This is a genomic window from Curtobacterium sp. PvP017, assembly GCF_054060195.1.
Map to the genome: position 1 here is coordinate 23,158 of NZ_JBSSCY010000006.1, position 13,983 is coordinate 37,140.

11 protein-coding genes and 1 pseudogene are annotated in these 13,983 nt (G+C 70.1%); 4 read left to right on the forward strand and 8 right to left on the reverse strand.

Annotation, left to right across the window (positions count from 1 at the left end; translation table 11 throughout):
* Positions 1-4: 4 nt before the first annotated feature.
* From ACVKXF_RS12605 to ACVKXF_RS12630, 6 genes are all read right to left on the reverse strand, one after another.
* Positions 5-874, reverse strand: coding sequence for an alpha/beta fold hydrolase (locus tag ACVKXF_RS12605; RefSeq protein ID WP_456795910.1), 870 nt, complete (start codon positions 872-874; stop codon positions 5-7).
* Positions 871-2,625: an ABC transporter ATP-binding protein gene (locus ACVKXF_RS12610; RefSeq protein WP_456795911.1), complete on the reverse strand. Its 1,755-nt coding sequence runs from the start codon at positions 2,623-2,625 to the stop codon at positions 871-873. The genes ACVKXF_RS12605 and ACVKXF_RS12610 overlap by 4 nt, the downstream gene beginning before the upstream one ends.
* Positions 2,618-3,571 (reverse strand): ABC transporter permease, encoded by a 954-nt coding sequence (locus tag ACVKXF_RS12615; protein WP_340197472.1) that lies wholly within the window; start codon positions 3,569-3,571, stop codon positions 2,618-2,620. Before ACVKXF_RS12615 ends, ACVKXF_RS12610 begins: the two co-directional genes overlap by 8 nt.
* Entirely contained in the window at positions 3,568-4,548 is a 981-nt protein-coding gene (locus tag ACVKXF_RS12620; RefSeq protein WP_123310534.1) for an ABC transporter permease, read from the reverse strand. Before ACVKXF_RS12620 ends, ACVKXF_RS12615 begins: the two co-directional genes overlap by 4 nt.
* Positions 4,545-6,263: an ABC transporter substrate-binding protein gene (locus ACVKXF_RS12625; RefSeq protein ID WP_456795912.1), complete on the reverse strand. Its 1,719-nt coding sequence runs from the start codon at positions 6,261-6,263 to the stop codon at positions 4,545-4,547. Before ACVKXF_RS12625 ends, ACVKXF_RS12620 begins: the two co-directional genes overlap by 4 nt.
* A gap of 254 nt (positions 6,264-6,517) precedes the next feature.
* On the reverse strand, positions 6,518-7,579 hold the full coding sequence (locus ACVKXF_RS12630; RefSeq protein ID WP_260232922.1) for a LacI family DNA-binding transcriptional regulator: 1,062 nt from the start codon (positions 7,577-7,579) through the stop codon (positions 6,518-6,520).
* 267 nt (positions 7,580-7,846) lie between these two features.
* On the opposite strand from ACVKXF_RS12630, the gene ACVKXF_RS12635 reads away from it, so the two are divergent.
* Positions 7,847-8,002, forward strand: a complete 156-nt coding sequence (locus tag ACVKXF_RS12635) for a hypothetical protein (RefSeq protein ID WP_185021236.1) — start codon at positions 7,847-7,849, stop codon at positions 8,000-8,002.
* Between the two features lie 121 nt (positions 8,003-8,123).
* Here the strand turns inward: ACVKXF_RS12635 and ACVKXF_RS12640 are convergent, their stop codons facing one another.
* On the reverse strand, positions 8,124-8,825 hold the full coding sequence (locus ACVKXF_RS12640) for a GntR family transcriptional regulator (RefSeq protein ID WP_260232923.1): 702 nt from the start codon (positions 8,823-8,825) through the stop codon (positions 8,124-8,126).
* 86 nt (positions 8,826-8,911) lie between these two features.
* Here ACVKXF_RS12640 and ACVKXF_RS12645 point away from each other — a divergent pair, with 86 nt between their 5' ends.
* Positions 8,912-10,129: an MFS transporter gene (locus tag ACVKXF_RS12645; protein WP_456795913.1), complete on the forward strand. Its 1,218-nt coding sequence runs from the start codon at positions 8,912-8,914 to the stop codon at positions 10,127-10,129.
* A gap of 194 nt (positions 10,130-10,323) precedes the next feature.
* On the opposite strand, the gene ACVKXF_RS12650 is transcribed toward ACVKXF_RS12645, so the two are convergent.
* Positions 10,324-11,487, reverse strand: coding sequence for a baeRF2 domain-containing protein (locus tag ACVKXF_RS12650; protein ID WP_396290029.1), 1,164 nt, complete (start codon positions 11,485-11,487; stop codon positions 10,324-10,326).
* 187 nt (positions 11,488-11,674) lie between these two features.
* On the opposite strand from ACVKXF_RS12650, the gene ACVKXF_RS12655 reads away from it, so the two are divergent.
* Entirely contained in the window at positions 11,675-13,033 is a 1,359-nt protein-coding gene (locus ACVKXF_RS12655; protein WP_123310544.1) for an ABC transporter substrate-binding protein, read from the forward strand.
* Positions 13,030-13,950, forward strand: a pseudogene (locus ACVKXF_RS12660) (carbohydrate ABC transporter permease); the annotation flags it as partial. The gene ACVKXF_RS12655 and the pseudogene ACVKXF_RS12660, both read left to right, overlap by 4 nt.
* Positions 13,951-13,983: the final 33 nt, after the last annotated feature.

The following is a 13,983-nucleotide window of genomic DNA, read 5'->3' on the forward strand; positions in this document are numbered from 1 at the left end:
CGTGTCAGTGCTTGCTCATGAACGTGTCGAAGACGGCGACCGTCCCGAGCGGGTTCTCGACCTGGGGGCCGTGGTAGCTCTCGGCGATGACGGCGTACTCGGCGGCGAGCCGCTCGGCCATGTCCGCCTGCCACGGGATCGGCCATGCGCCGTCCCAGACGCCGTGCGCGACGAGGACCGGCAGTCCGGTCGCACGCAGGGCGTCGGTGGTGTCGGCGCGGTCCTCGAGGATCGCCGCGCCGGCGAGCACGCTGAGCACGCTCGTGTGGTCGAAGCGTTCGCGGACCATCCGGACGTCGTCGGGCAGCTCCGCGTCGGGACGGCCGGCCCAGAGCGGGTTCTGCGCGTCGAACAGCGCGCGGTTGGAGCACGTGTCGGCGACGATGGTCTTCTCGGCGGCCTTCCGGTACTGCCAGCCGTGCGGGCCGGAGCAGAACAACGTCACGTCGCGGAACGACGTCGGGGATGCGATCGCCGCGGCGCGGACGATCACACCGCCGAGCGAGTGGCCGATGAGGTGGACCGGTGCCCCGTCGTCGAGCAGCTCAGCGACGCGGACGACGTCCGCGGCCTCGTGCTCGAGCGAGTAGGCCGTGCGGTCGTCCGGTGCCGCCGAGTCCGCCTGTCCGCGGCGACTGATCGCCACCGCTGACCACCCGGCGTCGCGGAGGATCGGCAGGAACGTCCGCCAGTCCTCCTTCGAACCGGTGTAGCCCGGGACGACGAGGACCGTGCCCTTCGAGGGGCCGGACGGCACGATCCGGTACGCGGTGAGCCGTCCGACCGGCAGGTCGATCCCGACGACGTCCACGCCGTCCGGTGTCGGCAGGTGGCCGAACGCCGGCACCGCCGGGAAGTCGTGGAGCGTGGTCACAGCCGCCCCTCCGCCAGTGCCCGACGGGGGTTCGGCACGGCGTCGAGGAGGGCGATCGTGTACGGGTCCTGCGGGTTCTGCAGCACCTCGGCCGTGTGCCCGCGCTCGACCACGGCGCCCTCGTGGAGCACCATGATGTCGTCGGTGATGAGCCGTGCGCTGAGCAGGTCGTGCGTGATGTAGAGGAGCGAGACGCCCCACTGCTCGCGCAGGTCCTCGAGCAGGGCGAGCACGCCGGCGCGCAGGGTCACGTCGAGCATCGAGACCGGCTCGTCGGCGATGATCACCTGCGGGTCGGATGCGAGTGCCCTGGCGATGACGACGCGCTGCCGCTGTCCGCCGGAGAGCTGGTGCGGGAGCTTCTGCGCGAACTGCTCGACCGGGGTCAGCCCCACGGTCTCGAGGAGCTCGAGCACGCGGTGCCGCGCGTCCTTGCCCGTCAGGTCCGTGTAGTTCGCGATCGGGCGGGACAGCGTGTACTCCACGGTGTGCAGTGGGTTGAGCGCCGCGTACGGGTCCTGGAAGACCATCTGCACCTCGGACCGGAGGTCGCGCAGACCGCGCTTGCCCAGCCGCGCGACGTCGAGGTCGCCGAACCGGACGGTACCGGTCGTCGGCTTCTCGACCCCGGTCAGCAGCTTCGCGATCGTCGACTTGCCGGATCCGGACTGGCCGACCAGGGCGAGCGACTGCCCCGGCTCGAGGGTGAACGACACGTCGCGCACCGCCCGCACGGGCTGCTCGCCGCGGCGCGGAGCCGGGTACGTCTTCACGATGTTCGAGACGACGATCGGGTTCTTCGCCGCCGAGCGCTCACGCGAGCCGACGGTGCTGAACGACGACGTCGCCTCCTGCCGCTTCTCGCCCGACGTCGCGCGCTGCGACCGGTCCGGGAACCCGGGCAGGGACACGACCTCGGCCCGTGGGTCGGCGTAGTGCGAGAGCAGCATCTGCGTGTACGCGTCCTGCGGGTTGCGCAGGAGCTCCTTCGAGCCACCGTCCTCGACGATGCGGCCCTCGTGCATCACGAGCACGCGCTCGGTGGCCTCGAGCACGATGCCGAGGTCGTGGCTGATCAGGATGGCCGTGAAGCCCTCGGACTGCTGCAGCTCGATGATCGTGTCCATGACGGCGTGCTGCACGAGCACGTCGAGCGCCGTGGTCGGCTCGTCGAACACCATGAGCTGCGGTTCGAGCGACAACGCCAGGGCGATCGAGACGCGCTGCCGCATGCCGCCGGAGAGCTCCCCCGGGAACCGGGCGAGCATCGACGTCGGCAGCTTCACCTTCTCGATGAGCTCCTTCATCCGGGCGTCCCAGCGGTCGCGCGACACGTGGCCGTGCGCGTTGAAGATGTCGATGAAGTGGTTCCGGACGGTGCGCACCGGGTTCAGTGCGTTCATTCCGGACTGCAGCACCATGGCGAAACCGCCCTGGCGCTGCTGGCGGAGTGCTTCCTCGTCGAGGTCGCGGATGTCGTGGCCGTTGAAGACGATGCTGCCGCCGTTCGTGCGCGCCGGCGGCTTCTGCAGCCGTGTCAGCGCGTAGCCGAGCGTCGACTTGCCCGAACCGGACTCGCCGACCAGGCCGACGAACTCGCCCTTCCGAAGCTGGAACGACACGTGGTCGACCGCCTGGACGGCCGTCTGGCCGGCCGACTCGTAGACGACCGACAGGTCGCGGACGTCGAGCAGGACGTCCGCAGCCTGCGGGGCGGACCCGGCACGGGCCTCCAGGGTGGATTCAGGCATTCTTGGCTCCCTTGGGACGACGCGCGCCCTCGCGCAGCCGCGGGTTGGAGACGGCGTCGACGCCGAAGTTGATCAGGGTGAGGCTCATCGCGAGCAGCGCGATGCAGAGGCCGGGGGCGAAGAGCAGGATCCACTGGCCGGTGAGCAGTGCGTTGGAGTTCTGCGCCCAGTAGAGGATCGTGCCCCAGCTGACGATCGACGAGTCGCCGAGCCCGAGGAACTCGAGGCCGGCCTCGGCCAGGATCGCGCTCGTGGCCGCCCCGAAGAACGAGCCGACGATGAGCGAGGTCATGTTCGGCAGGATCTCGCGGAACACGATGCGGGTCGCACCGTCACCGGAGAACTGCGCCGCCGTCACGAAGTCACGGCCGCGCAGGGACTGCGTCTGGCTCCGCAGGACGCGAGCGCCCCAGGCCCAGCCGGTGACGACGATCACCGCGATGATGACGGCGATCCCGCCGTTCTGCAGGTACGCGGCGATGACGATCATCAGGGGCAGACCCGGGATGACCAGGAACAGGTTCACGACGAAGCCGATGACCTCGCCGATCCACCCGCGGACGTAACCCCAGCTGAGGCCGATCGCGACGGCGACGAGCGTGGACAGGATGCCCGCCACCGCGCCGACCATCACGGAGATCCGTGCGCCGTAGATGATCTGGGACAGGACGTCCTCGCCGGCGGCGGTGGTGCCCATCCAGTGGTCGGCGGTCGCGTCGGCGGAGCGGGCGAACCCGTTCTGGCTGGCGCCGTACGGGGCCAGGAGCGGCGCGAAGATCGCGACCAGCACGAACACCCCGAGGATGATGATGCCGATCCGGGCCTTCGAGTTCGACCAGACCACGCCGAACTGGCGGGCGGCTGCGCGGAGCTTGCTCGGGGCGTGCTGTTCTTCTTCTTGCGTGCGGACTGCGACTGTGGCGTCCGGAGTGGTGGTGTTGGTCATCGACGCGTCCTCGGGTCCAGGACGCCGTACATGACGTCCACGATGAAGTTGGCGATGAGCACCGACACGGTGATCATCAGGAAGAGGGCCTGCATGAGCGGGTAGTCCTGGCCGATGACGGCGTTGAACAGCAGGTAGCCGATGCCGGGGTAGCCGAAGACCTGCTCGACCAGGACCGAACCGCCGACCACGCCACCGAGTGCCAGACCGAAGCCGGTCAGGTTCGGCAGGATCGCGTTGCGGGCCGCGTAGCGGATGGCGACGGTGCGTCCGCGGAGGCCGTTTGCCTCGGCGAACGTCACGTAGTCGTCACCGAGGGTGTTGATCATCGCGTTGCGCATGCCGATGATCCAGCCGCCGAGGCTCGTCACCAGGATCGTCACCGCGGGCAGCACAGCGTGCTGCAGGGCGTCGGCTGCGAACGCTCCGTTGAGCCCCGGGGTGGTGGTCGCCGAGTAGGCGCCCGTCGTCGGGAACCAGTGCAGCACGTAGCCGAGGAAGAACAGCAGGAGCAGGGCGGTCCAGAAGTACGGGAACGTCGACATGAACGAGCCCGACAGCGTCGGGAGCGAGTCGAGCCAGGTGCCGCGCTTCCACGCCGCTGCGACACCGATGAGGGTGCCGAGCACGAACGCGAGGATCGTGACGACGCCGACCAGGATCAGCGTGTACGGCAGGGCCTTCGCGACGAGGTCACCGACGGGCTGCGGGTAGAACGTGTAGCTCGTGCCGAAGTCGAGGGTGATGACCTGGTGCAGGTAGCTGACGTACTGGTCCCACAGGTTGCCGGTGGGGACGCCGAGCTGGGCTTCGATGGCCTTCTTGGTGGCGTCGGTGACCGGACCGTTCTGGCTGAGCTTCGCGAGCGCGGCGTCGGCCGGGCTGCCGGGCATCAGGCGCGGGAGCAGGAAGTTCAGCGTGACCGCGGCCCAGAGGGTCAGGACGAACAGGACGAGTTTCTGCAGGATGTACTTCACTTCTGGTCCCCCTGCGGCTTCTGCTCCTGCAGGATCTGCTTGCCGGCTGCGCTGTCACGGAGCCGGAGCTTCGTGAAGATGAGCAGCGGCGCGGAGTCGTAGTTCTGCGGTGCCATGTACGGGTCCTTCGCGGTGGGCCACCCGACGAACTTGCCGGTGTTGAACAGGCCCCAGAGCCCGCCGTAGTACATGCCGATGACGGGCAGGTCGTTGTAGACGATCTCCTGCAGCTGGTTCAGGATCTCCTGCTGCTTCGCGGGGTCCGTCGTCGCCTTGTACTCGTCGAGGAGCTTCTGGGTGTCGGCGTTCTTGTAGCGCTCGTAGTTGTTCACCGTCGACTTGCCGACCGGCTGGTAGAAGTCGCTGCTGAGCAGGGAGTTGAACGCCTGGTAGACGTCGCCGTTGCCCATGCCGCCCATCGCCATGTCGAAGGTGCCGTTGTTGATGTTCTGCTGGTAGCCGGCGGGCTGCGGGGCCTGGATCGTCACCTTGATGCCGATGGCCGTCAGGGAGCGGCGGACCTCCTGCGCGGCGCGGAGCCAGTCCGAGTAGCCGTTCGCGGTCATGATGTTGATGGACAGCTGCTTGCCGTCCTTCATGATCTTGCCGCCCTGCTCGGTGTAGCCGGACTTCGCGAGTTCGCGCTTCGCGGCGTCGACGTCCTGCGTGATCATGCCCTGGTCGGGGATGTCCGGGTTGAGGTACTGCTCCTGGTTCGGCAGGATCAGGCCGGTCTGGCCCGCGGCGGACAGGTTGCCCTCGGACGCGGTCTCGGCGATGTCGTCACGGTTCAGCGCGAGCGAGATGCCCTTGCGGACGTTGACGTCGTTGTACGGCGCCTTCGTCAGGTTGGGGATGAGGCCGATCACACCGCCGGCCGGGAACCACCACTGGTTCGTCTTCGACGCGGCGCCCCAGGTGCCCTTGACGTCGGAGATGAACGAGTACGCCCAGTCGTAGCCGCGGGTGACGGTGTCGAGCTGCGTGTTCGTCGCCGGCAGGATGAGGTGCTTGATGGCGATCTTGTCGGCTTGCCAGTACGTCGGGTTCTTGTTCATCGAGTACTGCTGGTCGGTGTAGTTGCCGAGGACGAACGGACCGGTGCCGACCGGGTTCGGGTCCCGCCACGTGGTCGGGTCCTTCACCCCGCCCCAGTGCTGCTCGCCGAGGATGTACGTCGCACCGATGATGTTGAGGCTCGGGACGTCCTCGCTCTTGAGGTGGAAGACGACCTGGTCGCCGTCCTGCTCGATGCGCTCGATGTGCTGCCAGGCGCCCTTGACGTCCATCGCCGGGAACTTCTTGAGCAGGTCGAAGGTGAAGACGACGTCCTTCGCCGAGAACGGCGAGCCGTCGGACCACTCGACGCCCTGGCGGATCGTCATGTCGATCGTCTTCGCGTCGGGCTGGCTCCACTTGCTGGCCAGCCACGGGGTGCCCTTGCCGTCGAGCGGGTTGATCTCGATGAGCGGCTCGTACATCCACTTGGAGGCCGTGCGGGCGTTCGCGATGTACGGGTTGAAGTTGCGGTCGAACAGCGGGTTGCCGCGGTCCGCGTTGATGAGCATCGTGTCCTTGCCGATCGTGGGATCGGGCTCGGACCGGACCTGGATGCTGCAGCCCGTGGCCATGAGGGCCACTGCTGCGAGCCCGGCGATCGCCGCGACGAGTCGTCCGCGTCGTCGGGTGCCGTTGCGCTGTGGGGGAAGCGTCATTGCTCGGTCGACCTCCGTGTCGAATCGGTACTGGGTCAATGTATGCGCTTACATCGCGCAGCGCAACACCGGGGTTCCGTGCCGGGGCGGCACGGTGCGCGCTCGGTCGGCGGGTGCGAGGTTGCGGGCGCCGCACGGTGCCCGTTCCGTCAACCGGTGCGAGATTGCCCGCTCCGTGCGCCGCTGCAGGCTGGCACCAGGCAAGCAACGTCGCACGGGATGAGCAAGGCGGCACGGTGCGGACCCAGCGCGCCCTACAGCGCCGGCGGGCAGCTCTCGCGCAGCAGCACCTCGACCGGCAGCCGGACGGCACGCGGCGGCCCCTCGCGTCGGTCCAGCCGGTCGACGATCGCCCGCACCGCCGCACGCCCGAGCTCACCCATCGGCTGGTGCACCGTCGTGAGCCGCGGCGACGAGAACCGCCCGGCGTCGATGCCATCGAACCCGGTGACGACGACGTCCTCGGGCACGCGGAGACCCCGTGCGGCGGCGGCGTCGAGCACCCCGAGCGCCGACTGGTCGTTCGAGCAGACGACGGCCCGGGGCACGTCGGCGGCCAGCAACGTCTCCGCCAGTTCCCGCGCCCGCGCCCGGCCGAAGTCGCCGTGCACCACTCGGACCGACGACGCCGGCACCCCGTGGTCCGCCAACGCCGACCGGAAGCCCGTCGAGCGCTCCATGTCGTCCGGTGAGTCGATCGGACCCGCGACGTACGCGAGCGACCGGATGCCGAGCCGCCCGATCACGTGCGACGCGAGCGTCCGCATGCCGGCCGTGTTGTCGACGCTCACCGAGTCGAAGCCGTGCGACCGCCGGTCGTCGGCGAGCACCACGACCGGGATCCGACGGGCGACGTGCTCGAGCAGGTCGTCCGGGACGGTCTGCGCGAGCACCGCGAGGCCGTCCACCCGGCCGGCGACGTCGTTGACGATCACGTCGCGCGACGACCCCCGACCGGCGGCGACCATGAGCGCGAGGCCGCGCTGCCAGGCCTCGGTCTCGGCGCCGCGCAGGACCTCGTCGAAGTACAGGTTGGACGAGAACGGCTGCGTCACGTGCCGCCGGTCGTCGACCACGCGGACGCCGCCGTCGGTGACGAGGTCCGGCCGCTCGTCGGGCACCACGTCGAACCCGGGCAGCAGCAGTCCGACGACGCCGGTGCGCTTGCCGGCGAGGGCGCGGGCGTTGCCGGAGGGGACGTAGCCGAGGCTGCGGATCGCCGCCTGGACGCGGTCCCGGGTGCCCTCGCGGACGGCGTCCGGCGTGCGGAGCACGCGCGAGACGGTCGCGATCGAGACGTTCGCGGCACTGGCCACGTCGTAGACCGTGGGAGGTGCGGTGCGCGGTGCAGCCAAGCCGTGCCTCCCGTCCGACGTCCGCTGGGTCGCACCGTTGCGGCGCGGCCGCACCATCCTAGGCATGCTCCTCCCCGGCACTTTTCCACATGTGACGCAGGGGCCTTGCGGCGACGGAAGCGAGCGCGTCACACTGTTGCGACCTCAGTACGTCCCGTGAGGAAGCGCACCGGCGGGCAGGATGCCCGCGCTCACCACGATGCCCACACACAGGGGAAGGACACCGACATGTCACAGGCGACACGATCCGGAAGCAAGCTGGCCAACCGCGCGAGCCACGACGAGGCCGAGGTGCGCGACGCGCTGCTCGACCGCACCGACGGCAGCGGCGGCTCGACGTTCGACCAGCTCGACGCGGCAGAGGAACGCCCGGACCGCCCGTAACGGGTCGCGTCCGGCGTCGACCAGGCCTCGGCCAGGAGGCGCGGCTCGGCAGCTCCTGTCGGGTCGCGTCTCGAGACGCCCGCGTCCACGGCACGGACCGCGTCACGACACGTGCGTGCCGTCAGCGCTCGGTCGCGCCGACGATCGTCATGCCAGCACCGCGCAGGCGCCGGCGTTCCTGCGCGATCCAGCCGAGCAACCGGTCGTTCGTGCCGGCGACGTGCGCGGCGACGAGGTCGGCCGCGCGGTCGGCGTCACCGTCACGCACGGCGTCGATGATCGCGCTGTGCTCGTCCCACGCGGCGTCGCGGGCCTCGGGTGTGCGCACCTCGATCCACCGGGTGCGCTCGAGCCGGGTCAGGGCGTCGGCGATCGCGTCGGTGATGAACCGGTTGCCGCCGAGCGCGGCCAGGTCGAGGTGGAACGTCGACCCCATCCGGATGCCGGCCTGCTGGTCGGGCGTCGGACGCAGGGTGTCGAGGTGCCCGCGGACTTCGGCGAGCTGTTCGGCACTCGCCCGCTCGACCGCGAGTCGGGCTGCGGCGGGTTCGAGCACGCCGCGGAGTTCGGCGAGCGAGGCGATCTCGTCGAGGTCGATCGGGGTGACCGTCCACGAGCGCCCCTCGTGCAGGATGAGCCCCTCGCGCTCGAGCCGCGACAGCGCGGCACGGACGGGGGTCCGCGAGGCGTGGAACCGTGCTTCGAGACCGCGCTCCGAGATGCGCTCCCCCGGCGCGATGTCGAGCGTCAGGATCGCCGCACGGAGGTTGTCGTAGAGCTGGGCCGTCTGCGACACCGGGGTTGCATCGGTCGTCTCGGTCACGGCCACCAACTCTAGCGGGGACACCGTCGGAATGGTATACCGTTGTGGTATACCAATTGCTTCCGACGCGAAACGATGCGACACGCATGCGAACTCCCACCCCGACCGCGACCGCCGCGCCCCGGACCTCCGGCTCGATCGGACCCCGAGCGTGGACGATGCTCGCGCTCGGGGTCGCCGCGCAGGCCGCCGGTACGCTCGTGGTGACGGCTCCGGCACTGCTCATCCCGTACCTGCACGCGAGCGGCACGTCCCTCACCGTGGCGGGGGTCCTCGCCGCCGCACCGACCTTCGGCATGGTCCTGACGCTCATCGCCTGGGGCGCGATCACCGACCGGTTCGGCGAACGGATCGTGATCGCCGGCGGGCTGGTCCTGACGACCCTCGCGGTGGTCGGCGCCTGGCTCGCCGCGGGTGACCCGGTCCTGCTCGGGCTGGCGTTCCTGGCGGCCGGCATGACGAGCGCGTCGACGAACGCGGCGAGCGGCCGGGTCGTCGTCGGGTGGTTCCCGAAGGAGCGACGCGGGCTGGCCATGGGGATCCGGCAGATGTCGCAGCCGCTCGGGGTCACGCTCGCGGCCGTCACGGTCCCGCAGCTCGCCGAGGGGTCGGGGATCCGCGCGGCCCTCGTCCTGCCGATCGTCCTGTGCGTCGTGCTCGCCGTGCTCTGCGCCGTCGGCATCCAGAACCCGCCACGGCCGGCCCGGCACACGGCCCCGGCCGAGACGACGGCGAACCCCTACCGGTCGAGCGGCTTCCTGTGGCGGATCCACGCGGTGTCGATCCTGCTCGTCGTGCCGCAGTTCACGCTGTCGACGTACGGGCTGGTGTGGCTCGTCGGCCTGGGCTGGTCGACCCCCGCGGCCGGGCTGCTCGTCGGCGCGTCGCAGTTCGTCGGGGCGATCGGGCGGATCCTCGTCGGGGTGTGGAGCGACCACGCTGGCTCGCGGGTCGGACCGCTGCGGATCGTCGTGGTGAGCGCCGCCGCCGTGATGGGCCTGCTCGCCCTGGTCGACGTCACCCACCTGGCGGCCGGGGCCGTGTTCCTGGTCATCGCGACGAGCGTCACGGTGGCGGACAACGGCCTCGCCTACACCTCGGTCGCCGAGGCCGCCGGGCCCTTCTGGTCCGGCCGGGCACTCGGCACGCAGAACACCGGGCAGTTCATCGCGGCGAGCGCCGTCGGCCCGGGCATCGGCGCGCTGGTCACGGCACTCGGGTTCGCGGCGTCGTTCGGCATCGTCGCCGTGCTGCCCCTGCTGGCGCTCCCGCTGGTCCCGCGCGCGGACCGGTCGCACGACTGACCCGCGCGGCGTCGGGCCGCCGAGGTCCCACGACCCGCGCGGGGTCGGGGCGCCGAGGTCCCAGGACCCGCGCGGTGTCGGGGCGCCGAGGTTCCACGACTCGCCGCATGCGGTTCGCCGAGGTTCCGACGAACCGCGGTGCGAGCCCCGAGATGCCGAGATTTCGGAACCTCGGGGCGCGCACGGTCCGCGAACTAGGCCGGGACGACCGGGCCGACGGGCCAGCGCAGCAGTGCGGCGGCCGGGGCTCCCCCGGGCAACGATGCGGCGTTGACGAGCACGAGCTCGGCGTCGGTCAGCACCGCGGCCCGCACCAGCGCGCACACCGCCGGCACCGCTCCGATGACCGGCGTCCCGGCGGCCTGCTCCGGTGCGGTGGCGACCCACGGTGCCCCGGCGAGCGCGAGCAGCGTCCGGTCGCCGATGGCCACGGCGTCGAGCGCGACCGTCGCACCCTGCGCCTGCTGGAGCGCCTCGACGACGGGCCCGAGGCCGGTGACGACCTGGTTGTCGCCGCGGCCGACGTGGGTGCGGAGCGAGTCCTCCAGGTCGTGGCGGCGGGTGGCGACGACGCGGGCGAGTGCGGTCTCGACGTGGTCGACGAACGCCTGCTTCGAGCCGGCGTCGGCGCGCGGGTCGCCCGGGAACACCGACACGAGCGCACGGGTCTCCGCCGAGAACGCCTTCACCAGCAGCTCGCGGGCGGTGACGTCACCGGCGACGACGACGAGCCCGGGGCGGATCGTCCGCACGGTCTCGTCGACGGCGGCCGCGGTCTCCGACGAGTTCTGCTTCCAGATCTCCTCGGTGTGCTGCTGCCAGTGCGGCTGCTTCCACCCGGTGCCGGCCTTGGCGTAGTGCAGGGTGTCGTTCCGGCCCTGGACCTGCTGCTCGGAGGTGTTCCCGGCGACCGGGGCGTGTCCGAGGCGGTAGGCACGGAACGCCCCGCCCTCCTTGCCGGCGTGCACCACGAGGAAGGGCAGGTCGACGGGGCGGTGGGCGACGAGCGGCACGAGGTCCGGCACGGCTCCGACGCCGACGGACTCCGGTCCGTGCAGCTGCCCGGGCAGGACCTCGCTCAGCACGACCTCGCCGTCGTGCACGAGCACGTAGCGGTTCACGGGCGAGGGGACGCCGGGCTCCTGCTCGAACTCACCGGCGACGGCGTCGACGACCTCGTCGGATGCACCCTGCGCGCGGAGTCCTTCCTCGACGCCGCGGAGCTTGAGCGCCGCCTGCCGTCGGGGATCCTCGACGTTGCCGGAGACGTCGGCGTAGGCCCAGGCCCAGGTGCCGCCGCCCTCCAGTCGCTCTCCCAGGATCCGGTGCAGTTCGCTCGTCGCGTTGGTCGACGTCATGGCAGCTCCTCTCGGACGGTTGCCGGAGCCGATGAGCTCCGGCGCTCTCACGTGCGACCACACTCCACCTCGCCGCCAGCGGGCGTCCACAGTCGGGAGCGAACACCCAGGCGCGAAACTGCAACGACGCTCGGTTTTGTGGTTTCCTGATCACGACCCCGAATCGACGACGAACCGGAGTACGGCAATGACGCCACGACCACGACCCATCTCCCGACGACAACTCCTGGGCTTCGGCATCGGCACGGCGGCGGCAGGGCTGCTCGCCGGCTGCGCGGTCCCCGGTTCCACCAACGTGAACAAGGCCGCCCTCGTGCCGGCCGCCGCGTCGGGCGAGACCGTCCAGCTCACCTACTGGGCCTGGTTGAAGGACCTGCAGAAGGTCTGCGACGTCTGGAACAAGACGCACCCGAACATCCAGGTGTCGGCGAACTGGATCCCCGGCGGCAACAGCGGCGGGTACCAGAAGATGTACTCCGCGCTCGCGGCCGGCGGCGGCCCGGACATCGGCCAGGTCGAGCTCCGGCAGATCCCCGAGTTCATGCTCGCCAACGGCCTCGTCGACCTCGCCCGGTACGGCGCGAAGGACTTCGAGTCGAAGTACGACGAGGCCGCGTGGGCGCAGGTGTCGTTCGTGGACGGCATCTACGGCATCCCGCAGGACACCGGTCCGATGGGGTTCTACTACCAGACGGCGATCCTCGAGCAGGCCGGCGGCGAACCCCCGACGACGTGGGACGAGTGGCGCGACCTGGCCGAGAAGGTCCGGGGGACCGGCAAGCAGAACTACCTCGAGGTGTTCCCGGTGTCCGACGCGTCGCCGTTCGCCGCGTACGCGCAGCAGGCCGGTGCCCGCTGGTTCAAGGTCGACGGTGACGAGTGGGTCGTCGACATGACCGACGACAAGACCCTGATGGTCGCGGACTTCTTCGACGGGGTCATCGACGACAAGCTCGTCGACACCTCTGCCGGCGCCTACTCCCCCGGCTGGTACGCCTCGGCCGCCAGCGGCAAGATCGCCGCCGTCACGAGCGCGAGCTGGGGTGACGCCCTGATCGAGTCGGTGCAGGGCGGCGAGGGCAAGTGGAAGGTCGCCCCGATGCAGAAGTGGGGCTCCGACGGCTTCGGGTCGAGCGCGATCGGCGGCTCGACGGCGGCGGTCCTGGCGAACGCGAAGCACCCGAAGGAGGCGCTCGAGTTCATCACGTGGATGACGACCTCGAAGGAGGGCATCGACGCGATGATCAAGTACTGCGGCATCGGGTGGTCGCCCGCGGTCGACTACATCGGGGCGCAGCGCGAGAAGCCGAGCAAGTGGTTCTCCGGCCAGAACTACAACGAGGACGTCTTCGTGCCGGCGTCGAAGGAGCAGAACATCGACTGGTCGTGGTCCCCCGTGACCCAGTCGGCCTTCACGAGCCTGCAGAACCAGTTCCGCCGGAAGCTCACCTCCGGCCTCAAGCTCTCCGACGCGGTGGAACTCGCGCAGCGGGAGATCGTCCAGTCCTTCAAGGACAAGGGCCTCAGCGTCAGGACGGCACGATGAGCCAGCAGACCAGCACGCGACCCGCCTTCCGGACGAGCACGAAGGCCACGAGTGCGCAGAAGCGTGCGCCGTGGATCCTGCTCGCGCCGTTCCTGGCCCTGTTCCTGCTGACGTTCATCATCCCGATCATCAGCGCCCTGTTCCAGTCGTTCACGACCGTCGACCGCGAGGGGCTGTTCGGCGAGGACGGCGTCGTCGGACGCTTCGCCGGCTTCGACAACTACGCGATCGCCCTGCAGGACTCCGGCTTCGTCGCCTCGATCGGCCGCATGCTGCTCTTCGGCATCGTGCAGGTCCCGGTGATGATCATCGCCTGCACGATCCTCGCGCTGCTGCTCGAGTCGGCGAGCGCCCGTTGGCCAGGCTTCTTCCGGGCGATCTACTTCATGCCGTACGGCGTCCCCGGCGTCATCGCGACGATCCTGTGGTCGTTCCTGTACGTGCCCGGTCTGTCGCCGATCGTGTCGCTGCTGCAGTCGATGGGGCTGCAGCCGGACTTCCTCGGCGCGAACAGCGTGCTGTGGTCGATCGCGAACATCGTCACGTGGACCTACACCGGCTACAACATGCTCATCATCGTGGCCCAGCTGAAGTCGATCCCCGGCGAGGTCTACGAGGCCGCGAAGATGGACGGCGCCGGCCCGTTCCAGGTCGCGTGGCGGATCCAGATCCCGCTCATCGCGCCGGCCCTGGTGCTCACCACGGTCTTCTCGATCATCGGGACGCTGCAGCTCTTCGCGGAGCCGCAGATCCTGTCCACGGTCGCCCCGGCGATCGACACCGAGTACACGCCGAACTACGCCGCCTACACGAACGCGTTCGCGTTCAACGAGTACGGCGTCGCGAGTGCGCAGGCGGTCATCATCGCGCTGGCCGCGTTCATCCTGTCGTTCGCGTTCCTCGCGTTGACGAACCGCGCGCCGAAGGACGAACGCGACCGGCGCAAGCGT

What these genes read in the sequence shown, in the direction of transcription:
- ACVKXF_RS12610 (WP_456795911.1), bottom strand. Translation starts at nt 2,625, where the DNA reads ATGCCTGAATCCACCCTGGAGGCCCGTGCCGGGTCCGCCCCGCAGGCT.
- ACVKXF_RS12615 (WP_340197472.1), bottom strand. Translation starts at nt 3,571, where the DNA reads ATGACCAACACCACCACTCCGGACGCCACAGTCGCAGTCCGCACGCAA.
- ACVKXF_RS12625 (WP_456795912.1), bottom strand. Translation starts at nt 6,263, where the DNA reads ATGACGCTTCCCCCACAGCGCAACGGCACCCGACGACGCGGACGACTC.
- ACVKXF_RS12635 (WP_185021236.1), top strand. Translation starts at nt 7,847, where the DNA reads ATGTCACAGGCGACACGATCCGGAAGCAAGCTGGCCAACCGCGCGAGC.
- ACVKXF_RS12645 (WP_456795913.1), top strand. Translation starts at nt 8,912, where the DNA reads ATGCGAACTCCCACCCCGACCGCGACCGCCGCGCCCCGGACCTCCGGC.
- ACVKXF_RS12650 (WP_396290029.1), bottom strand. Translation starts at nt 11,487, where the DNA reads ATGACGTCGACCAACGCGACGAGCGAACTGCACCGGATCCTGGGAGAG.
- ACVKXF_RS12655 (WP_123310544.1), top strand. Translation starts at nt 11,675, where the DNA reads ATGACGCCACGACCACGACCCATCTCCCGACGACAACTCCTGGGCTTC.